Consider the following 21,731-nt stretch of genomic DNA (forward strand, 5'->3'; position numbering starts at 1 on the left):
TGTCGCTAGATTAGCTAAACGCTTTCCAATAAAAAGTCCGCAATAGCCTGCAGACTTTTTTCGTATTAGGCTCATTTTAGCCGATATTTAACGTAGTACCATCAGTTGTGGAGGCTGACTTGGTCGTCACCTGATATGTTTTGTCTTTAATCGTTGATACGAAATACCAGGTCGACTCTGCTTTGTCGGGCGTAAAAGTAACGCGCATAAAGCCACGCTGCTTGATATCTGCCCACTGTAATTCTGACACTAAGTGCGGCAACGTGTATTCCATTTGAGCGATCGCAACAGGATCTAACGCTAGGTAGGCCTCTAGCCCAGGGGAACTCACCGAGCTAGTTGCAAACTCTATCCCGATAGGATGCTTAGATACGTCTTTAAGCTCACTTGCCCATGCGTTGTGCGTATCTCCTGCCAAGCAGACAAAGTTACCACTGCTGGCTTTGGCCAGTTGATAAACTTTCTCTCGCTCAACGTAGTAACCATCCCATGCATCTAGGTTATATGGCAAAGCAATGGTATCTAAACTTGGGTCAGAGAGATAACCCGTAATCGCAGAGTTTACCGCTAATAACGCCTCTGTTTTTTGGTCTTCAGTGGCAGTAAACAATTGAAACATAGCGGTCATCACCGAACTTGGCAGCTCCATACGAGACATTAACACTTGTTGCCCTAGCACATTCCAAGTTGCGTCGTGCGTACTGAACGCATCCATCAGCCAAGCGAGTTGGTCAGCGCCTAACAGCTCTCGGTCTTCACTGCGCGACTGAGCAACTAAACCGCCAATCACTTCCATCGTTGGAGAGCTGAGCGAGAAGTAATCCAACGGTTTATCACGCCCCACAAGTCGCGTATCGAGCATCATCAAATTGACTAAACTTCCAAACGAAAACTGACGGTAAATCAGCATGTTTGAGAAAGTGTTTTCACGAACGGGCAACCATTCTGTCCACGCGGCAGCCGCAGCTGCACGACGATCATTAAAGCTGCCCTCCTCTTCTTGATGGTTTTCCGCACCATTTTTCCAACTATCATTTGCAAGCTCATGGTCATCCCAGACAGCAATCATTGGTAGGTTCGCATGTAACGCTTGCAGATCAGCATCTTGGCGATATTGCGCATACCGTTTTCGGTAATCATCTAAGGTAATACATTCAGTGCCTTTGCTTGGCTCTCGCCCTAGTGCCTCAGCATCTTCACTAGCGTAGCCACCAGCACCATACTCATAAATGTAATCACCGAGATGAAGCACCACATCAAACGGGTCTTGCTCATGTTGATTTAAAATCTCTCGATACACATGGAAATAGCCTGCAGGATAGTTTGCACAAGATACAACCGCCATGGATGCCTTTTCTACACCATCCTCTGGTAATGTTTGAGTTTGCCCGACTTCGCTAGTGACATCTCCAACCATGAATCGATAGTAGTAGCGAGAATTTGCGTTGAGATTTTGAACATCGACTTTTACCGTGAAATCTCGGCTCGTGTCTGTGGCAAAAGTGCCACTTTGCACGATATCAGTAAAATTTTCGTTAGATGAAACTTGCCAGCTTACATCTGCGTAGCTCGCTGAGGTTGTAACACGAGTCCAAATGATTACTTGTGTTTGAGTAGGATCTCCACTCGCAACTCCGTGCTCAAAGGTAACCGCAACAGACTCACTAGCATCGCTACCACAGCCCACCAGCCCGGTAACAATAGCCGTTGAAGAGGCAGCTTTCATAAAGTCTCGACGAGACAAAGACATATTGACTTCCTTTCTTATTGTGTTTGTTTTTATGCCCAAATGACGTGGTGACTCAATCATCCTTGTGTGCCAATAAGGGACGTTAATTCGAACTTACAGTACCAACCACTTAGTCGGTAATTTGTCCTAAAAACACAAAGTTAGAAGCTAGTTATGACAATTGCATTTCCAAACGTTACATTTTTGTTAATTTAAGTGCAAATACTCTATATTCATCACACTTCCAAGACCTGTGACAAAAACCTCAAAATAAAAAAGCGACCTACTTTGAGGTCGCTTTTCATTGCACTATTGTTAAGTGGTACATTGATGAAGTGGAAATGCTCAGCCTAAAACTTGATGTTAAGGACATCTTGTTCTGACGTGTCCACCTTCAACTGACTACGAGATTCTATGTACTCGATTTGCTGAACATCGAGCGAATATGGCATAACGACTCGCAATTCATTGATCCCTTCATGTTTAGCTAACTGGGTTAAGCGGACCAAATTGGATTCATCACTTTTACGAGAAGACATCGATTTTAATGCGGCATCCCACAACCGATCTTCAGGCTTGCTCAATTCCGCAATGTTCTGTTTCCACATCAAACCGAAAATAGGCGCGATGGTGGCAAATGCCTCTAAAAAGGTCCATTTTTTACTACCTGTCGCCCCTAAAAAGCTAGTGTAGTCGAATTCAATGCACGTCTTTCCTTGTTGATCCATTCTATGCCCCCGACACTCGAAAATGAGATATACCAAATATCGTTCAACTGTTTTGATATAGCAATGGGATATAAAACATTCGTCTTTTATGCACTAATTTACATGCAAAAGGAAATATTAAAACCAGCTTTGTAACAACTGATGTACAGCTTCGCCATATATAAGCATTCAATTGATTAATATTTCAATTAAGAAACTAAAAACAACACGTAAGTAACGCTATCAATATGAAATCATTATAGATTCACCAAAAAAATATCAATTCTTGTCACAACGTCATCCGCCTACCTACTTCACATCAATCACTCGACTGGCCTTTTTATACTGTATCTTCCAACCAGCCCAGCGTGGCAGCTCCCAACGCTTTGGATCCCCCTTACGGTTTCCCTCTCGATAAACGACCTGTACCAGCTTGCGAGACGCGTAATACTCGACATCTAGTTGGAGTTCTGGCAGCGAAAGTTCTAAAGGGTACTGCTCCGTGAAATCGTCGTATTCCCATTCTGGAACACCGTTAAATGTTAAGTCTTCTGGTTCAAACAACGCCATATCATCGATGTTTTCAACGCCTAATGTTTCCAACTGCTCTTTTAACCAGCTAAAAAATGTCAATGAAGCCAAATCTTTAACTTCTTCTCCGGCATTAAGGCCCAATGCGTTATAGAGCTTCCAATGTTGTATTTGCTGTTTTCTTTGAGAAGCAAAACCTGGTAACAGTGTCTCGTCTTCTATCATTTCGACAATAGACTGAACTGCCACATCACCTTTTAACGCTTGATGTTCAGTACAGATTGTTCGTCCGGCGTAGACAAAATGCATCGTTGCTCTTGGCGTCTCCTCTTCATAATTCGTCTCACCTTGTTGCCACTCCCCTAGCTCAAGTTCGCGTAATAACGTCAGCGGGATAGGCATCATAACCGATGCGAGGTTCAGTGTTTGCTTAACACCTCGTCCTGGCACGCTATGGCTATCTAGCACAATGGCCGCTTCTTCTTTATCAGGAAAGCGGCTGTTACGCCCAACCAGCATCTCGACTACTCCATTTCCTAGAGCATCTCTTCGACGAGCTCGTCGGACAAACACAAGCTCAGGGTGTAATGAGGCGATGGAGAAAAAGAGCGCTTCACGGTTATATCGAGAGGCAACGTCAAGTTCCGGTAATTCAAATACTTCTCGCATTTGTTTCGCTAAACCTTGTGCCTCTTCGAGTGCGCTGGCATCAATGACAATGCCCGGAAGTCGCTCCCCCCGAACCAAACGGATAAGCAAAGAGGCATCACATCCGTATGGCTCCTCTTGAGATAGAAGCTCAGCGACTTCGCCACTTTGTCGCTGATAGAGCTGCGCAGGCACAGATAAGGCGGCAGCCAAATCAATCATTGCTTCCTTCTCTGGCTTCGCTTGAATTCTGGTAACAAGATCGGCAAACAGTGCATCAATGGGTAGTGGATATACTTTTCTCCCATGCTGCGTGACATTGCCATCCTCATCAATCGCTTCCATAGATAACAGCGTCGAATGAGATGCCTCTAGCGACTTTGGAGGAATTGAGTCGAGAAAATCGAGTGTTGAAAGACGATATCCACAACAAGCCGCTGCCAGCATGGGCTCGACGAGCTCTTCTCTGTGCAATTCTGGAGGCGTCACTAATTCTAAAGGCGCGTGTTCACCATATAGACGAATACAAGCTCCTTCAGCAACACGGCCCGCCCGCCCCATTCGCTGCGCGGCGCTGGCCTTAGAAATGTGGGTCAGCGTTAAAGCTGTGCGACTGTTACGTTGAATGGTTCGACGCTCTAAGCCGCTATCAATGACAACTCGGATGTTAGGTATCGTTAAGGAGGTTTCCGCAACATTGGTTGCCAATACGACTTTTCGTTGTTTTTGCGTAGTTAACGCGCGGTGCCGTTCTTCATCACTAACCGAGGCATGAAGTTTGACCACCATGACATCGCCGCAACTTTGTAACATCTGAGCACATTGGGTGATCTCTTTGCGTCCAGGCAGGAAAACAAGAATATCGCCATCTTCATCTTCCAATGCTTCTTTTACCGCTCTGACAACCTCTTGTTCACATCCCTTCTTATTCGGTAAATAACGGCTGTCTAAAGAACGATGTGTCACTGTGACTGGAAAGCAACGCCCTTCAGATCGCAGACGCTTCGCATTCAGGTAACGCGCTAGCTTTTCACCCTCCAGCGTAGCGGAAGTGACGATCAACCGATGCTGATTTTCTTGCTTCAAAATTGCGGTTAATAGATCAATATCCCAGCGTCGCTCGTGAAATTCGTCCACTATCACGATATCGAAGCCTGCTAGCTTGTTTTCCGCAAACCAACGCAGTGCGACTCCCGGAGTCACAAATACAACTTCGGTTTTTTCATCAAAGTAGGCATGAAGCTTGATCGCGTAACCGACTTTGCGACCTATTGGCTCACCAGATTGCTCCGCAAGATATTCAGCCAGCGAGGTACAAGCAATTCGACGTGGTTCAATAACCAGCACGCGTCCGTGTTTTGTCGCCCACATAGGCAAACGGGTAGATTTACCTGACCCGGTTTCGGCTTCCACCACGAGATGGTTTTGGTTCACATGTTGGTCAAACTCAGCTTGCAGGCTGTCGATAGGTAGTTGAAACATAGAAATTGGATTTGATTTGATGATGCAGAACATTATACCCAAGTAAAAAAATCCTGCTTTAGGTATCTCTAAACAACCAATATTGCCGATATTTTCGGCGGTATATGAGTTTTTTTGCGACATTACATTGATGTGCATCAACGCATGTTTACAACTAAATGGTGAACCCGTTAAAATTTGGTGCGCATCCTTCAACCCTACATAAGGCACCCAATGAACAACGATAAACGCCCACTATATATTCCATATGCGGGTCCGGCTCTTTTAGCAACCCCTCTTTTGAACAAAGGCAGTGCATTCTCTGCTGAAGAACGTAGTTCATTCAACTTAGAAGGCTTGCTTCCAGAGTCTACCGAAACAATCCAAGAGCAGGTGGAACGTGCCTACCAGCAATACAAGAGTTTCGAAAGCGATATGGATAAACACATTTATCTGCGTAATATCCAAGACACCAACGAAACACTGTATTACCGCCTAGTGCAAAACCACATTTCTGAGATGATGCCTATCATCTACACGCCAACTGTCGGCGCAGCATGTGAAAACTTCTCTAACATTTACCGCCGTGGTCGTGGTCTATTCATTTCATATCCGAACCGTGACCGTATTGACGACTTGCTGAATAATGCAGCAAACCACAACGTTAAAGTGATTGTTGTGACAGATGGTGAACGTATCCTTGGCTTGGGTGACCAAGGTATCGGCGGCATGGGTATTCCTATTGGTAAACTGTCACTTTATACCGCGTGTGGTGGTATCAGCCCTGCTTACACGCTACCAATCGTGCTTGATGTGGGTACCAATAACCCACAACGTTTAGCTGACCCGATGTACATGGGTTGGCGTCACCCTCGTATTACAGGTGCAGAATACGATGCATTTGTAGAAGAGTTTATCCAAGCAGTACAGCGCCGTTGGCCTGATGCCTTGATCCAGTTCGAAGACTTTGCTCAGAAAAATGCGATGCCTCTTCTTGAGCGTTACAAAGATCGCGTGTGCTGCTTCAATGATGATATTCAAGGCACGGCGGCCGTTACTGTTGGCTCTCTACTTGCCGCCTGTAAAGCAGCAGGCACTCAGCTGTCTAAACAGCGTATCACCTTCTTGGGCGCTGGCTCTGCTGGTTGCGGTATCGCAGAAGCGATCATCGCACAAATGGTATCGGAAGGGATTTCTGACGAGCAAGCTCGCTCACAAGTCTACATGGTTGACCGTTGGGGTCTGTTGCAAGAAGGCATGCCTAACCTTCTTGATTTCCAACAACGCTTGGTGCAAAAGCATATCAATACGAAAGAGTGGGAAAATGAAGGAAATGGCTTCTCACTACTCGACGTTATGCGTAACGCCAAACCAACGGTACTAATTGGCGTTTCTGGTGCTCCTGGCCTATTTAGCCAAGAAGTCATCGAAGAAATGCATAAACACTGTAAACGTCCGATTATCTTCCCACTGTCGAACCCAACAAGCCGCGTAGAAGCAACACCGAACGACATCATTCGTTGGACAAATGGTGAAGCACTGGTTGCAACAGGTAGCCCATTTGAGCCTGTGGTTCATGAAGGTCGCACTTACCCTATTGCACAATGTAACAACAGCTACATCTTCCCTGGCATTGGCCTTGGTGTACTTGCTGTAAACGCAAAACGTGTCACCGACGAGATGCTAATGGAATCAAGCCGTGCGCTCGCAACATGCTCACCTTTAGCAATCAATGGTCGTGGTGCGCTACTTCCACCGTTGGAAGAGATCCACTCGGTATCGAAAAAGATCGCGTTTGCTGTTGGTAAGAAGGCAATCGAGCAAGGTGTGGCGTTAGAAATTACTGATGAAGCATTGAACGTGGCGATTGAACAATCGTTCTGGCAGCCGGTTTACCGTCGTTACAAACGCACTGCGTTCTAAGCTTGAGACATTTCGTTTAATAATTAGCCCCTACCATGTAGGGGCTTTTAATTTTTTATCATCCTAACCAGATTTTGGCATAAATGGGCTTCTCTCTTTTTGTTTCTATCAGATATGATGAGAACTACATTTTTAGTTAAGGATATAAAACGTTTTGTTGTTTTCTCGCATAAGATCAAAGTGGAAGCTGAAATTTTCCTGGAAGCGACTTGCTTTGATTTTGTCGATCTCTGTACTTAGTCTGCTTGTTTCTGTTATTGCCATCGACCGGTGGGTGGTTTTACAAGCCAAAGAAAGCATTTTCACTGAATACGAACAAATACCTCAACATGAGGTTGCTGTGGTTCTCGGTACCAGTAAATACATCGGTAAGATCCTCAACACTTACTACACTCATCGCATTAATGCAGCGATTGAGCTTTACAACCAAGGCAAAGTAAAACAGTTTTTATTGAGTGGCGATAACGCCCATCGCTCCTACAACGAACCGTGGACGATGAAACGCGACTTACTTAAAGCCGGCGTGCCTGAGGAAGTGATTCACCTTGATTATGCTGGCTTTCGTACTCTAGATTCGATTGTGAGGGCGAAAAAGATTTTTGCTTCGGAGCGCTTTCTGATTGTGACTCAGCGCTTTCATTGTGAGCGAGCGCTGTTTATTGCCGATGCTTACAACATTGATGCGCAGTGTCTTGCGGTAGCAGGACCTACGACAAACAAACAAAAAACATCAATGCGTATTCGAGAGTTGCTCGCCCGTGTGAAAGCCTTTTTAGACCTCTACATTATTAATACGCAGCCCAAGTTTCTTGGTCCTCAAGAGCCTATCGTTGCAGTAAAAGAGCCTGAAAAAATCTCTAATGAGCCTCTGCAAGTTCCCGTCGAATAGAGGAATCACGCAGCTCACAAGGCTAATAACATTTCTATAAAACAAATGGGTAGTTTTCTACCCATTTCCAATTCTCAACATCACATTTTCTAATTTGCTCTACGATTCAGGCAAAACTCTTTTTTGCATTCCAAGTAACATTTAATCAATAAATAACTACAAGTCAGTTACTTTGCCATAAAAAAACCGACAAAAGGCAATGCAAAAGGAGCACTACCCATGACCGCACTCGCTGTGACATTGAAGAACTGGTTCTTCACTCGCAACAGCATGATTTTGAACGCGAATATCGTATTGTTCATTATCTTGTTTAATACCCTACCCTTTGAGCCACAAGTAGTAACCGGCCTGAGCATCTTAGTTTTTGTTGCTATTCTTTGGCTAACCGAAGCGATTCACGTCAGCATAACCGCGCTACTCATACCATTACTTGCGGTATTTTTAGGCGTGTTTAACACTCAGACCGCACTGAACAACTTCTCCAACTCCATCATCTTTCTATTCTTAGGTGGTTTTGCACTTGCTGCAGCTTTGCATAAACAGAAGTTAGACCAAGCTATTGCTGATAAAGTGCTGTTACTCGCACGAGGCAAAATGTCTGTCGCTGTATTCATGCTATTTGGTGTGAGTGCTGGCCTGTCAATGTGGATTTCAAACACCGCCACTGCCGCTATGATGCTGCCCCTTGTACTGGGTGTGATGACAAAGCTAGACGCCAAGAAAAACCACAACACCTTTTTGTTTGTTCTGCTCGGCATCGCTTACAGCGCTTCGATTGGTGGTATTGCAACGCTGGTTGGTAGCCCACCAAACGCCATTGCAGCAGCTGAAGTCGGCCTAAGTTTTACTGAGTGGATGAAGCTCGGTGTGCCTATCTCATTAGTACTAATGCCAATCGCTATTCTCGTTTTGTACACCATGACTAAGCCTGACCTTAGCCACAAGTTTGACCTTGACCATCAACCAGTCGAGTGGACAAACGGCAAAATGATTACGCTGGCGATTTTCTTACTGACGGTCACGTTGTGGATTTTCAGTAAGCCTATTAACGCTATGCTGGGTGGCTTCGCTAAGTTCGATACCCTTGTAGCAATAGGTGCGATCCTTCTGCTTGGGGCTTCTCGCGCTGTAGAGTGGAAAGATATTGAGAAAACAACCGACTGGGGTGTGTTAATCCTATTTGGTGGTGGCATCTGTTTGAGTAACGTCCTAAAAGCAACCGGAACAAGCGTATTTTTGGCTCATAGCTTGTCAGGCTTCCTTGAGCAAGCCGGTATTCTTCTAACGATTCTTGCAGTGGTTGCTTTTGTTGTCTTCTTGACTGAGTTTGCAAGTAACACCGCTAGTGCTGCACTGCTGGTCCCTGTATTTGCAACCATCGCAGAGGCCTTAGGCATGTCTCCGGTCATTCTCTCTGCATTGATTGCCGTCGCTGCATCTTGTGCATTTATGTTACCAGTTGCAACACCTCCAAACGCGATTGTGTTCGGTACGGGTCATATCAAGCAAAAAGAAATGATGCGAATTGGTTTCGTCTTAAACATTGCCTGTATTGCTGCACTAACGCTTTTCGCTTGGTTGTTCTGGTAAAAACAGCAAGTTCGATTAGCACTACACTGCTGCTCACGGTAATCATATCGATGACCCAAACTTCCCCCTAAGTGGTGTTCAGCAGTTTCCCTCTTGGTGGCCAGTTGGCCACCTTTTTTTATTCCTTTGAGTGACGAATCGTTAGGCTTGCTTCTTTTCGCAGGCAAGCAAACCATAATGAACCTCGACCCGGTTGCGACCATTGCGCTTCGCTTGGTAAAGCACTTCGTCTGCTCTCGCCATGGTTTCTGAGACGCGTTCATTTTGCATTTGGGCAACGCCAATGCTGCATGTTAATGATTCACCGTGTACCCACAAATGACTCTCCACATTTTTGCGAATCATTTCCGACTTCTTCACAGCTTGATCAATATTGGTGTCAGGGCAAAATACAACAAATTCTTCTCCTCCCCAACGAACAAGTCGGTCATCTGGGTAGATGGAACTTGCCACCACCATGACAAATTCGCGCAATATGTCATCCCCCATTTGGTGCCCAAATTTGTCATTCACCTTCTTAAATTTATCCAAATCCATATAAAGGATACTGAATGTACTATGCCCCCAGCGAACTTGCCGTGATTGCTGCTCAAGCCAGTGCTGCACTGCGTGACGGTTCATCGCTCCCGTCAACGCATCGCGATGCGCCAACTCTGCAAACTCATAGTTTTGAGCTCGCAACGTACCATTCACCTTCTCTAAATGACGATGACGTTTTTTCGCTTTTTCATAAGCGACTCGATTTTTTCGTAATTCGTGCAGCGAAAATGCCAGTCCAAGCGCCATCCAAGAGAGTAAGAGCGCATACAGTAACGTTTCTTGTGCAAGGTAAGCGCCTTCAAACTCAATTTTATCAATCACAATTTTGTGCTCGCCAAGTGCCGCACCAGAGCCGGTCGCGATATCAATACGTGTGATGTTTGAAAATTCAGGTGCAGAGTGTTCAATCGCAACTTTGTTGTCTACTAACCACCACGTCATCACCTGTAAATTTTTAATCGGAATTTCGATGATGTCGTTTGAACCGGACGGAGAAAACTGCATGCCATTGTATTTAATAGTGTACTCGTCGTCTGGTTTGGAATACTCAGGGTTATAGTTGCGCAGATATAAACGCAAATCATGGCTCGGATTGGGCCCCACCCCCGCCTCTTCATATCTCACTTTCAATCGAATCGTATGGTAATTGGAAAGGTCAATCCCCTGTGTTGGCGTTGTGGAATCGGTATAAACAGAGATTCCGCAATAAGGCCAAGCATACGAGCTTTGCTTTAAGTCACAGCTGAGAACTAGGCTTTGCTTATCGTAAAAAATATCAGCCTCACTCAAGCCACCTTCGCTGGCGTCTTTAGTCGCATAGATATTGAAATGTTCTGGTGTAATGGTCAGCTTTCGTGTATCGCCAAGAACACTATAAAGCGCAACCAAACTAATAGTGCAAATAGAGAGGGCAAAGATAAATTTATGGATCCACTTCATGGGCGAGTGACCTGCTCAGCTTATATACAACACAATGTACTCAATGATTTTTCGAACTTCAAACAAAGTCATTTATCAAGAAACAAAATTACTTTTAGCTTTCGTTCTTACTTTCGATACATGGTAACGTGTTTTGAACCGTTATCACGTTTTTAAATCTCTCAAAAATGCGGTTCACTTGTTATTTGCGAAGCATTTCACAGCCGTATTTCCTAACCCATGAAGGCCAGTGCATAACATTTCAGAGCGATACATTTCGCTTTAATGTGCCTGTCAACCCTGCATCTCATCACCACTTCGGATATACTGTGCAAAAACACAATAATGAGTAATGTCATGTCATTAATTGCAACTGGTACGCTAAATAAAATGCGTGCATCTCTGGACGGTGCTGTCAGTTACCGTCTACCTGTTGGTGAGGAAGAAATTGATCTATCGCCGTTTCTGGGTAAAACGCTCACACTGACTCACACGGGCAATATTTTTTGTTGCTCATGTGGTAAGAAAACGAAAAAGAGTTATTCGCAAGGCCATTGTTTTGTCTGTATGAAAAAGCTAGCAAGCTGCGATATGTGCATCATGAAGCCAGAGACTTGCCACTACGACCAAGGGACTTGTCGCGAGCCACAATGGGGCGAAGAGAACTGCATGGTGGATCACTTTGTCTACCTATCCAATACATCCAGCTTAAAAGTTGGTATCACTCGTCATACGCAAATCCCAACTCGTTGGATTGATCAAGGTGCGACTCAGGGTTTGCCAATTTTTAAGGTAAAAACTCGACATATCTCCGGATTAATTGAAGTTGAACTGGCGAAACACATCGCAGATAAAACCAATTGGCGCACACTGCTGAAAGGCGATGGTGAACCAATGGCACTGCAAGATCGTTTTGCTGAGCTATTACCTTTAGTCGAAGACAAGATTGCTGAGATAAAACAGCAATTCGGTGAAGATGCAATTGAAATATTAAGCGAAAGCATTACCGACCTTAGCTATCCGGTGCAACAGCACCCAACTAAGATCACCTCGCATAATTTCGATAAAAACCCGGTTGTTACTGGCACTTTGCAAGGCATCAAAGGTCAATACCTCATTTTTGACACTGGCGTGATCAACGTAAGAAAATTCACTTCCTATGAAGTGGAAATAAGCGCCTAGTTTCGTATGTGGCTGGTTTATTGAAATAAAAACGAAAAAGCTCGAGTTTGACTCGAGCTTTTGTTTTTCTATCAGGAAGATATGATCAGTTACGCATCAAGGATGTTTTCTAGTACATCGAACAACATATCGACTTCTTCTATTGTGTTGTAATGCATGCAACCAATTCGTACTACACCACCCGACTCTTCTAGACCAAGTTGACGAACTAAACCCAGCGCATAAAAGTGGCCGTTCCAAACACAGATGTTGTGTTCACCCAGCGTTTTCGCGATGAATTCTGGAGAATATAGGTCGAATGTTAGCGCAAAAGTTGGTGTGCGGAGTTGGCTATCTTCTTTCGCAATGCCAAATAGATTGACACCATCTAGTGCACTCAGACGCTGTAAGAAACGCTCACTCAAGCGTTGCTCATGTTGTTCATACAATTGGTAACTTTGCTCCAATCGTTGACGAAGAGGTAAACCGGCTTCACCAAATTGAGCCAGATACTCAACCGCAGCAACGACACCAGCAAGGCCTTCAAAACTTTGCGTCCCCGTTTCAAATCGGCCTGGGCCAATATTGGTTGCAGGCTCGACTTTGTACGGACGAATACTGTGCAGCCACTGATCGGCAATGTAAGCAATACCAACGTGCGGGCCGAAAAACTTGTAAGCAGAGCACGCTAAAAAGTCACAACCCAACGCTTGAACATCAACCAAGTGATGCGGCGCGTAATGAACGGCATCCACATAAACTTGTGCCCCGACGTTATGCGCCATGCTTACTACTCGCTGCACATCCACGATAGAACCAGTCGTATTCGATGCATAGGTCACCGCTACAAGGCGCGTTTTATCAGAAAGAAGACTGCTTAAATGCTCCAAGTCCAACGTACAATCATCTTCGTTGATACGAACCTGATGAACCGTAACGCCTTGATCTTCTGCCGCTTGTTGCCAGCTGGACACATTCGAATAGTGGTCCAAAGCAGAAACAATGATCTCATCTCCCTCTTGCCAATCTCGGCTAATCGCACGACTAAGCTGAAAGGTTAACGATGTCATGTTCGCACCGAAGACGATATTGCCAGATGACGGCGCGTTTAGCAGAGCTTGCGCTGACTCGCGTGCATTTTGCATCACGTCAACCGTCTTTTGGCTAGAAAAATAATGCCCGCCTAAGTTGGCGTTGAAACGACCTAAATATCCCACCATGCTGTCTAGCACTGATTGAGGTACCTGTGACCCGCCTGGACCATCAAAAAACGTCACAGGTTTGTCGTTATGGTATTGAGCGAGCGCCGGAAACTGCTCTCTGATCAGATTAAGATTGAAGTTCATTGCGCTTATCCGTAGCCGTGAGTACAAACACATCCATATGACCCGCTTCATCATCAATGACAGAACGGATTGGGCACGCGTTGTGCCACAGTTTACTGTCTGCCAATATTGCAACCTCACCCGTTTCTAACACCTTACGGAAAAATGGGGCTTGGTTATGACTGCTGTACAGCATGATGTCACCACCAATGATGTTATGGCGTCCTACGCCAACCATTGCAATGTGATCAAAACCGTCTTGGTGCACACCTTCAGGTGCCACTTGAGTTTCTTCTTCTAGCGCTGTGATTCGGATTTGGTGAATTTCTATTTCCTGGCCGTTAGGCAGATGATTCGCATTGACAAACAATTCGCACATTTCTCGGAAACCATCACTGATGAGAATATCCTTCTCAATCGGCTCAAATTGTCTTACAACATCACCTTGGAATCGGTTGATATCAGACGATTGAACAAAGCTGTTTTTGTTTAAGTCAATGACTTTGCCATTATCAAAACCAACCACAGAATAACGTCTTAGTCGATACTGACCATCTGCATGCTCGGTACGAGGCAGTTCTTCAAACGATGGGGAAAGCTGCTCTATTGCTGCCATGCTGAGCTGTGTTAAATGCAGAGTATTCTCACGTGAATGTAACATCATTGTCTCCTTTAATGAGGCACATTAATTAACATTTAATTTACACACTAGGTTACGCAAATATTCTGCAATTGCCAGCTTTTAACGTTGATAGCTTCAACAAAATAACAAAAACAACATAACAAACCAATTCAAAGCAAAAATACAGAGCCATGTTTCACTTTTGCGCTTTGGCGATATTTGAAACTAGACTTCTCTACTACGAATAGAATTTTATGCTAGAAGTCAACGTTCTTTATCAATCTTTAGTGGGTTCTAATCTATAACCAATTATTCGATCACAATCGTTGTTTATGCTTTTAAAGCACTAAGAATTTCCATACAATCGAGGGAAATGTTCAGCCCTTTTTGGAGCCATAATGAGCGACGTAAAACATTGTAAACTATTAATTCTTGGTTCTGGTCCAGCAGGATACACAGCTGCCGTGTACGCAGCGCGTGCCAACCTAAACCCTGTGCTTGTGACGGGAATGCAACAAGGTGGTCAGCTAACCACCACTACTGAAGTTGAAAACTGGCCCGGCGACGCTGAAGGTCTGACAGGTCCTGCATTGATGGATCGCATGAAAGAGCACGCCGAGCGTTTCGAAACTGAGATCGTGTTTGATCACATCAACGAAGTAGAACTATCACAACGCCCATTTCGTTTAAAAGGCGATTCTGGCGAGTACACATGTGACGCATTGATTATTTCTACAGGTGCATCAGCAAAATACCTTGGCCTTGAGTCTGAAGAAGCATTTAAAGGTCGCGGCGTTTCTGCTTGTGCAACCTGTGACGGTTTCTTCTACCGTAATCAGAAAGTTGCAGTTGTGGGCGGTGGTAACACTGCTGTTGAGGAAGCACTTTACCTATCTAACATTGCGTCAGAAGTTCACCTGATCCACCGCCGCGATTCATTCCGTGCAGAGAAGATCCTTGTGAAACGTCTGATGGATAAAGTTGAAAGCGGTAATATCGTTCTTCATACCGATCGAACTCTCGATGAAGTACTTGGCGACGACATGGGCGTAACTGGCGTTCGTATTAAAGACGTCAACACAGGTGCGACTGAAGACCTTGAAGTGATGGGCGCGTTTATTGCGATCGGCCACCAGCCAAACACACAAATCTTTGAAGGCCAAGTAGACATGAAAGATGGCTACATCATCGTTAAGTCTGGCCTAGAAGGCAACGCGACACAAACTAGCATTGAAGGTGTATTTGCAGCAGGCGACGTTATGGACCATAACTACCGTCAAGCTATCACATCTGCAGGTACAGGTTGTATGGCGGCATTAGATGCTGAGCGTTTCTTAGACTCACTTGGTGACAAATAACTTTTCACATTTGTGTCATATCCTTAAAGCCCAGCGGTATTCCCGCTGGGTTTTCTTTTGTATACTACCGCCTCATTAAAACAATTATCATTAAGCCTTCACGATGGATAAGAAAAAGCAAAGCAGCTTGAATAAGTGGCTTAAGCAACAAAGTAAGTTAGCCAAGCGCTGGCTTATGATTGCGATAGGCCTAGGCGTACTTTCAAGCGTGTTTTTATTGGCTCAAGCAGCCCTGCTCGCCTCCATTCTGCACCAGTTAATCATTGACCAAGTCGACAAAGCCGACCTCATTTGGCATTTTGTTGGGCTTGGTGGCACGGTTATCGGTCGAGCTGCTTGTACCTGGGGTCGAGAGCTTGCCGGTTACCGTTGCGGTGAGCAAATTCGAGTTTATATTCGCCAACTCATTTTAGATAAAGTTCATAAACTTGGGCCAGCTTACATCAAAGGCAAACCTGCCGGCAGCTGGGCGACGCTCATCTTAGAGCAGGTAGAAGATATGCAAGATTTCTTCTCTCGCTACTTGCCTCAGATGTCATTATCGGTACTAGTGCCTTTCATTATTTTGGTTGTCGTATTCCCAGTAAACTGGGCGGCAGGCTTGATCTTCCTCGTCACAGCACCACTAGTGCCTATTTTCATGGCACTGGTTGGGATGAAAGCCGCAGAAGCAAACCGTAAAAACTTTAAAGCGATGCAGCGTTTGTCCGGTCACTTTTATGACCGCTTGCAAGCAATGACGACCATTCGCTTATTCGATAGAACAAAATCTGAAACTGAAACTCTGAAGGGTGCTTCGGAAGTCTTTCGTACTCGCACCATGGACGTTCTGAAAATCGCGTTTCTATCTTCTGCGGTTTTAGAGTTTTTCACTTCCATTTCTATCGCAATTACCGCCGTCTACTTTGGCTTTAGTTATATCGGAGAGCTCGATTTCGGCTACTACGGCACAGGTGTTACGCTGTTTGCTGGTTTGTTCATTCTGATTCTTGCGCCAGAGTTTTATCAGCCATTACGTGATTTGGGCACGTTCTATCATGCGAAACAGCAAGCGGTTGGCGCAGCAGAAAGCATTGTCGAGTTTCTGGATTTGGAAGTCGATCAAGTCAAAGATGGCACCCAAGCGTTAGATAAGAGTAGTCCCATCCATATTGAAGCGGACGAGTTAACCATTTTTAGTCCGGAAGGTAAGCAGCTCGCAGGTCCCCTATCCTTCTCTCTTGAAGCCAACAAAAGTACGGCTTTAGTTGGACCAAGTGGCGCAGGTAAAACAAGCTTGGTAAACACCATCCTCGGTTTCATGCCTTATCAAGGTAGCTTGAAGATTAATGGTTGTGAATTGTCACAACTGGATCTCGCCACATGGCGAGAGGCCGTAAGCTGGATTGGTCAAAACCCAATGCTATTACATGGCAGCATTCGAGATAACGTCACGTTAGGCAAACACAACATTCAAGATGCAGACGTTCATTCTGTTTTGAATGACTCTCATGCTGCTGAATTTGTTGAAATGCATGGGTTGGATTACCCGATATCTGACCGCTCTGGTGGTTTATCTGTCGGCCAAGCCCAGCGTTTAGCGTTGGCTCGCGCTATGCTACAAAATGGTCGTTTTTGGTTATTAGATGAACCGACCGCAAGCTTAGATGCTCGTAGTGAAAAACTCGTCATGGAAGGCATTAACAAGTACGCACATGCCACAACGAATTTGATGATTACTCACCAGTTGGCACCTTTACAAAGCGTATCGCAAATTCTTGTTATGCAGGACGGCCAGATTGTTCAACGTGGTGATTACGACACACTGTCGACAGAAGATGGCTTATTTAAAGACATGTTGGAAGCGAACCTCGCACAACGTGAAACAGACAAGGGGAACTTAGATGCGTGATTTACTCCCTTATCTAAAACTCTATAAGAAACATTGGTTTGGTCTTTCGCTAGGTATGCTATTGGCATTTCTGACCTTAGCTGCATCTATTGGCTTATTAACGTTATCGGGTTGGTTTATTTCAGCCGCAGCGGTGGCAGGCTTGACGGTTGCTCGTGAGACCTTCAACTACATGTTACCAGGTGCCGGGGTACGCGGCGCTGCAATGGCTCGAACCGCAGGTCGATGGGGAGAACGTGTCGTCAGCCACAATGCGACGTTCAAGTTACTGACCGATCTACGTATCTTCTTCTTTAAGAAACTTGCACCACTGATTCCGGGTCGTGTCTCTACGATGCGTGATGCTGATCTGCTCAACCGCCTAGTGGCGGACGTAGATGCGATGGATCACGTTTATCTTCGACTTATCAGCCCTGTCGTGATTGGTATTTTTGGGATACTAAGTTTAACGGCTGTCCTGGCATTTTTTGACTGGCATCTCGCCCTGCTGCTTGGTTCGATTCTTACCGTCATGTTGTTTGTATGGCCGGTGCTGTTCTATAAACTGGGTAAAAACAATGGCGAGAACCTCACTCATCATAAAGCGCAGTTGCGAGTGGCGACTCTGGACTGGCTTCAAGGCTACAGCGAACTGAGTATCTTTGGAGCAGAAGAGCGTTATCGCAATCTCATTCTAGAGAAGCAAAAGCAGCTTTTGTCTAATCAGTTTGTGAACGCGAATTTAACGGGCATGGCTTCAGGCCTTCTTATGCTTGTGAACGGTCTTACACTGGTTGTGATGCTTTGGTTTGCTGCAGACGGCGTAGGAGGTCGTGCTCCTGATCCTTGGATTGCGTTGTTTGCATTTGCAACGATGGCAAGTTTTGAAATTTTGATGCCTATTGCGGGCGCGTTCCAGTACCTGGGTCAAACGTTGACTTCTGCTCGTCGTTTAAATGAAGTAATTTTGGCTGAACCTGACGTTGTCTTCCCTGAGCAATCAAAATATAAAGACACAACGTTAGACATTGAATTCGACAACATTGGCTTCACTTACCCTGACGGTCAGCAAAAGGTGCTGAAAGACTTGTCACTCTCACTACCGTTGGGCACTAAAACAGCCATCGTAGGTCAAACAGGTTCAGGTAAATCAACACTCATTCAGCTTCTTTGTCGCTACTGGGATGTTAACCAAGGTGAAGTTCGAATCGGTGGTACAAAACTGCAAGATTGGAGCGAGTCTGACCTGCGAGAAGCAATGACAGTGGTCAGTCAACGCGTTGATGTACTGAATGGAACACTGCGTGACAACTTACTTATGGCCGCTCCAGAAGCAAGTGATGAGCGACTGTCTGAGATTCTTCAAAAAGTCGAACTTGGTGGCCTTCTTGAGGCTCCAGGGTTAGACGCTTGGTTAGGCGACGGTGGTCGTCAGTTATCTGGTGGAGAGAAACGCCGAATCGGTATTGCTCGAGCATTGCTACGTGATGCCCCAATCCTACTCTTAGATGAACCGACTGAAGGCCTTGATAAGCGTACGGAACAAAAAGTGATGACGCTTTTCAATGAGCACTTTGCTAATAAGACAGTGGTATTCATTACACACCGACTTATAGAATTAGAAAACATGGATAGCATCTGTTTGATGGAACAAGGTGAGATCATCGAGCAAGGCGATCATCCAACGCTACTCGCTCAGAAAGGTCGTTACTACCAGCTATTACAGTCTCTATAATTCGATATTCAGTGACGAGAAGGGCTCATCAAACGATGAGCCCTTTTGTCATTCCTGTATTGTTAATTGCCTAGTTAAGTACGTATACAGGGCTAATTTACCGACCTGATTTTTTGAGATAAGCCGCCATTTCTTCTTCCGGAACCATGCCTCCACCTGTTGCCCAAACAAGATGCGTTGCGTTTCTGAGTTTTTCTTCATCAAATTGCATTCGAGACTGATAAGCATGATTATTCGAGACGTGCACTACCCCAACCATACCGGCTAATGCAGAAGGCTCTAGGTTAATGCCTTCTAGTTCACTTAACTCACCCAAGTGGTGATACATACGAGCATCATCAATGGTGTAAAAGCCATCAATTAGCCTTTCCATAGCTCTACCGACAAATCCCGACGCACGCCCTACTGCTAATCCATCAGCAGCGGTCATGTTGTCGATACCCAAATCTTGTACCGCAATCTCGTCATGCAAACCGGTATGCACGCCCAACAACATACACGGAGAGTGCGTTGGCTCTGCGAAAATACAATGAACATGATCACCAAACGCGACTTTCAAACCAAATGCCACGCCACCAGGCCCACCGCCAACACCACAAGGTAGATAAACAAAGAGCGGATGATGCTCATCAACCACGATTCCCAAGTCATCAAACTGCTGCTTAAGACGCTCACCCGCAACAGAGTAACCTAGAAATAACGTCTGCGAGTTTTCATCATCAATAAAGAAGCAGCTAGGATCTTGCTCAGCTTCTTTACGACCTTGCTCAACGGCAACACCATAGTCTTGCTGGTACTCCACCACTTTGACGCCATGTGATCGGAGCTTATTTTTCTTCCACTCCCGCGCATCAGAAGACATGTGAACCGAGACTGAAAAACCAAGCTTTGCACTCATGATACCAATGGACATACCGAGGTTACCCGTTGACCCAACCGCAATACTGTACTGCTTAAAAAACTGCCGAAACTCATTGCTGAACAATTTGCTGTAATCATCGGTTTCGCAGAGTAAGCCAGCTTCAAACGCCAACTTTTCTGCATGGGTGAGCACTTCATAAATGCCACCTCTCGCTTTGATAGAACCAGAAATTGGCAGATGACTGTCTTTTTTGAGCATTAAACGGCCCAATATTGGCGTATCGTATTGCTGCTCCAAACGCAATTTCATCTTGGGAACATCCACCACAGAAGACTCAATGATGCCATGCGAAGCTTCCGTTTCGGGAAACGCTTTCATCAAATAAGGCGCAAATCGTGCTAGCCGTTCACTCGCAGCTTGAATATCTTTCTCATCTAGCCTCACATAGGGCAAACCTTCTGCTAAAGAGGTTATGTTTGGGTTAAACCAGCAAACCTCCTTAAGATCGATAAGTGGCGCCAAGAGTGGGAACTGCTTGATCAGCGCTTCAATATTCGCCTTGGTCATTTTACCTTCCTGGAGTGATGTGAGTTGAGATAAACAAAAGCGCCGCAATTGCGACGCTTTCATGAATAACAGTGAATTTGATTTTATGCGTAGTTTTTCTCAAACTCTTGCATAAAATCGACTAACGCTTGTACACCTTCTAGCGGCATGGCGTTATAAATGGAAGCTCGCATACCACCAACGGCTCGGTGCCCTTTTAGTGATTTCAGCCCTTTGGCATCGGCTAATTCAAGGAACGTCGCATCCAGTTCAGGTTTCGCAAGTTGGAATGGCACATTCATCAAAGAACGGTTTGCTGAGTGCACGCCATTACGGTAGAAATCAGACTGATCGATGTAATCATACAGTAGTGCGGCTTTATCGCGGTTCACTTGCTCGATCGCTTTTACCCCACCCTGCGCCTTTAACCATTTAAAAACTAGGCCAGACAGGTACCATGCAAAGGTTGGTGGCGTGTTGAACATTGATTCTTTCTCAGCCAGAACAGTGTAATCCAAGATACTTGGCAGTACCTGCTTCGCCATACCTAACAAGTCGTCGCGCACGATAGCGATAGCAATGCCTGAAGGACCAATGTTTTTCTGAGCGCCCGCATAAATCACACCGTATTTCGATACATCAATCTCACGAGAAAGAATCGTCGAAGACATGTCAGCAACGATTGGTTTGTCGGTGACAGGAAGATCGTTAATCTCGATACCGTCAATGGTTTCATTTGGACAGAAATGCACGTAAGCCGCTTCTGGAGCAATTTTCCATTCGTTTGCAGGTAGAACGGCTACTTTTCCGTTGATTTCTGTTTTTGCATCAAATACGTCTGGCTCGCAGTATTTCTTCGCTTCAGCTACCGCACTTTCAGCCCAATAACCGCCGTCGATGTAAGTTGCCGTCTCGGCATCACCAAGTAAGTTTAGAGGAACAGCAGCAAACTGAGCACGAGCACCACCTTGGCAGAACAGCACTTTATAGTTGTCCGGAATATTCAGAAGATCACGTAAATCTTGCTCGGCTTCTTCTGCAACTTTGATGAACTCTTTGCTTCGGTGGCTGATTTCCATGACCGAAGTACCAAGACCTTGCCAATCAATTAGTTCCTGTTGTGCTTGCTGCATAACTGCTTTAGGCAGACCTGCTGGCCCTGCACTGAAGTTAAATACGTTGTCCGTATTTTGTTCCATGATGCTCATTGCTCCTGCTATGTAAATATTACGAAATTAATATCACGTTTTCGCAGCGATAAAAACAAGAAAAGAGGTCTTACGACCTCTTTTTAAAGACTAAGCGTTAAATTGGAT

General features: G+C 45.2%; 15 protein-coding genes. 7 read left to right on the plus strand and 8 right to left on the minus strand.

The genetic code is table 11. The annotated features are described in order from the left end of the window. Nucleotides 1-76: 76 nt before the first annotated feature. The 3 genes from R7E00_RS13000 to R7E00_RS13010 form a co-directional block, all read right to left on the minus strand. The gene (locus R7E00_RS13000; protein ID WP_318124433.1) at nucleotides 77-1,750 is read right to left on the minus strand and encodes an alkaline phosphatase D family protein; all 1,674 of its coding nucleotides are present in this window, start codon (nucleotides 1,748-1,750) and stop codon (nucleotides 77-79) included. A 329-nt stretch (nucleotides 1,751-2,079) separates the two neighbouring features. After that, nucleotides 2,080-2,457, minus strand: a complete 378-nt coding sequence (locus R7E00_RS13005; protein ID WP_005377965.1) for a hypothetical protein — start codon at nucleotides 2,455-2,457, stop codon at nucleotides 2,080-2,082. A gap of 288 nt (nucleotides 2,458-2,745) precedes the next feature. Continuing rightward, nucleotides 2,746-5,097, minus strand: coding sequence for a helicase-related protein (locus R7E00_RS13010; RefSeq protein WP_074191313.1), 2,352 nt, complete (start codon nucleotides 5,095-5,097; stop codon nucleotides 2,746-2,748). 213 nt (nucleotides 5,098-5,310) lie between these two features. Here R7E00_RS13010 and R7E00_RS13015 point away from each other — a divergent pair, with 213 nt between their 5' ends. The 3 genes from R7E00_RS13015 (at nucleotide 5,311) to R7E00_RS13025 (ending at nucleotide 9,478) form a co-directional block, all read left to right on the plus strand. Then, nucleotides 5,311-6,999, plus strand: coding sequence for an NAD-dependent malic enzyme (locus R7E00_RS13015; protein ID WP_074191157.1), 1,689 nt, complete (start codon nucleotides 5,311-5,313; stop codon nucleotides 6,997-6,999). 154 nt (nucleotides 7,000-7,153) lie between these two features. After that, nucleotides 7,154-7,888, plus strand: a complete 735-nt coding sequence (locus R7E00_RS13020; RefSeq protein WP_031780501.1) for a vancomycin high temperature exclusion protein — start codon at nucleotides 7,154-7,156, stop codon at nucleotides 7,886-7,888. A gap of 219 nt (nucleotides 7,889-8,107) precedes the next feature. Beyond that, on the plus strand, nucleotides 8,108-9,478 hold the full coding sequence (locus R7E00_RS13025; RefSeq protein ID WP_005395853.1) for an SLC13 family permease: 1,371 nt from the start codon (nucleotides 8,108-8,110) through the stop codon (nucleotides 9,476-9,478). Nucleotides 9,479-9,619: 141 nt separating this feature from the next. Here R7E00_RS13025 and R7E00_RS13030 read toward each other — a convergent pair whose 3' ends face one another. Beyond that, complete coding sequence (locus tag R7E00_RS13030; protein WP_006742609.1) at nucleotides 9,620-10,957, minus strand: GGDEF domain-containing protein; 1,338 nt, start codon at nucleotides 10,955-10,957, stop codon at nucleotides 9,620-9,622. Nucleotides 10,958-11,293: 336 nt separating this feature from the next. Here R7E00_RS13030 and R7E00_RS13035 point away from each other — a divergent pair, with 336 nt between their 5' ends. Continuing rightward, on the plus strand, nucleotides 11,294-12,118 hold the full coding sequence (locus tag R7E00_RS13035) for a DUF2797 domain-containing protein (protein ID WP_074191156.1): 825 nt from the start codon (nucleotides 11,294-11,296) through the stop codon (nucleotides 12,116-12,118). Nucleotides 12,119-12,207: 89 nt separating this feature from the next. Here the strand turns inward: R7E00_RS13035 and R7E00_RS13040 are convergent, their stop codons facing one another. Together R7E00_RS13040 and R7E00_RS13045 are read right to left on the minus strand one after the other, a co-directional pair. Further along, a complete protein-coding gene (locus tag R7E00_RS13040; protein ID WP_074191155.1) occupies nucleotides 12,208-13,443 on the minus strand; it encodes a cysteine desulfurase-like protein in 1,236 nt (411 codons plus the stop codon). Further along, a complete protein-coding gene (locus R7E00_RS13045) occupies nucleotides 13,427-14,083 on the minus strand; it encodes a 2OG-Fe dioxygenase family protein (RefSeq protein WP_074191154.1) in 657 nt (218 codons plus the stop codon). Before R7E00_RS13045 ends, R7E00_RS13040 begins: the two co-directional genes overlap by 17 nt. Before the next feature lie 359 nt (nucleotides 14,084-14,442). On the opposite strand from R7E00_RS13045, the gene trxB reads away from it, so the two are divergent. The 3 genes from trxB (at nucleotide 14,443) to cydC (ending at nucleotide 19,007) form a co-directional block, all read left to right on the plus strand. After that, a complete protein-coding gene (gene trxB / locus R7E00_RS13050; protein WP_005393195.1) occupies nucleotides 14,443-15,402 on the plus strand; it encodes a thioredoxin-disulfide reductase in 960 nt (319 codons plus the stop codon). A gap of 103 nt (nucleotides 15,403-15,505) precedes the next feature. Further along, the gene (cydD, locus tag R7E00_RS13055; protein WP_046874822.1) at nucleotides 15,506-17,293 is read left to right on the plus strand and encodes a heme ABC transporter permease/ATP-binding protein CydD; all 1,788 of its coding nucleotides are present in this window, start codon (nucleotides 15,506-15,508) and stop codon (nucleotides 17,291-17,293) included. After that, complete coding sequence (gene cydC / locus R7E00_RS13060) at nucleotides 17,286-19,007, plus strand: heme ABC transporter ATP-binding protein/permease CydC (protein ID WP_074191153.1); 1,722 nt, start codon at nucleotides 17,286-17,288, stop codon at nucleotides 19,005-19,007. Before cydD ends, cydC begins: the two co-directional genes overlap by 8 nt. Nucleotides 19,008-19,104: 97 nt before the next feature. Here cydC and R7E00_RS13065 read toward each other — a convergent pair whose 3' ends face one another. Together R7E00_RS13065 and serC are read right to left on the minus strand one after the other, a co-directional pair. After that, on the minus strand, nucleotides 19,105-20,436 hold the full coding sequence (locus R7E00_RS13065; protein WP_074191152.1) for a D-serine ammonia-lyase: 1,332 nt from the start codon (nucleotides 20,434-20,436) through the stop codon (nucleotides 19,105-19,107). Between the two features lie 83 nt (nucleotides 20,437-20,519). Beyond that, the gene (gene serC, locus R7E00_RS13070; protein WP_074191151.1) at nucleotides 20,520-21,614 is read right to left on the minus strand and encodes a 3-phosphoserine/phosphohydroxythreonine transaminase; all 1,095 of its coding nucleotides are present in this window, start codon (nucleotides 21,612-21,614) and stop codon (nucleotides 20,520-20,522) included. Nucleotides 21,615-21,731 lie beyond the last annotated feature (117 nt).

This window comes from Vibrio sp. Vb1755 (assembly GCF_033338635.1).
Lineage (GTDB): Bacteria > Pseudomonadota > Gammaproteobacteria > Enterobacterales > Vibrionaceae > Vibrio > Vibrio alginolyticus.

Excerpts from the sequence above, each read along its gene's own strand:
- R7E00_RS13045 (WP_074191154.1), bottom strand. The coding sequence starts at position 14,083 with ATGTTACATTCACGTGAGAATACTCTGCATTTAACACAGCTCAGCATG.
- R7E00_RS13035 (WP_074191156.1), top strand. The coding sequence starts at position 11,294 with ATGTCATTAATTGCAACTGGTACGCTAAATAAAATGCGTGCATCTCTG.
- R7E00_RS13025 (WP_005395853.1), top strand. The coding sequence starts at position 8,108 with ATGACCGCACTCGCTGTGACATTGAAGAACTGGTTCTTCACTCGCAAC.
- trxB (WP_005393195.1), top strand. The coding sequence starts at position 14,443 with ATGAGCGACGTAAAACATTGTAAACTATTAATTCTTGGTTCTGGTCCA.
- serC (WP_074191151.1), bottom strand. The coding sequence starts at position 21,614 with ATGGAACAAAATACGGACAACGTATTTAACTTCAGTGCAGGGCCAGCA.
- R7E00_RS13015 (WP_074191157.1), top strand. The coding sequence starts at position 5,311 with ATGAACAACGATAAACGCCCACTATATATTCCATATGCGGGTCCGGCT.
- cydC (WP_074191153.1), top strand. The coding sequence starts at position 17,286 with ATGCGTGATTTACTCCCTTATCTAAAACTCTATAAGAAACATTGGTTT.
- cydD (WP_046874822.1), top strand. The coding sequence starts at position 15,506 with ATGGATAAGAAAAAGCAAAGCAGCTTGAATAAGTGGCTTAAGCAACAA.
- R7E00_RS13065 (WP_074191152.1), bottom strand. The coding sequence starts at position 20,436 with ATGACCAAGGCGAATATTGAAGCGCTGATCAAGCAGTTCCCACTCTTG.
- R7E00_RS13040 (WP_074191155.1), bottom strand. The coding sequence starts at position 13,443 with ATGAACTTCAATCTTAATCTGATCAGAGAGCAGTTTCCGGCGCTCGCT.
- R7E00_RS13005 (WP_005377965.1), bottom strand. The coding sequence starts at position 2,457 with ATGGATCAACAAGGAAAGACGTGCATTGAATTCGACTACACTAGCTTT.
- R7E00_RS13030 (WP_006742609.1), bottom strand. The coding sequence starts at position 10,957 with ATGAAGTGGATCCATAAATTTATCTTTGCCCTCTCTATTTGCACTATT.
- R7E00_RS13000 (WP_318124433.1), bottom strand. The coding sequence starts at position 1,750 with ATGTCTTTGTCTCGTCGAGACTTTATGAAAGCTGCCTCTTCAACGGCT.
- R7E00_RS13010 (WP_074191313.1), bottom strand. The coding sequence starts at position 5,097 with ATGTTTCAACTACCTATCGACAGCCTGCAAGCTGAGTTTGACCAACAT.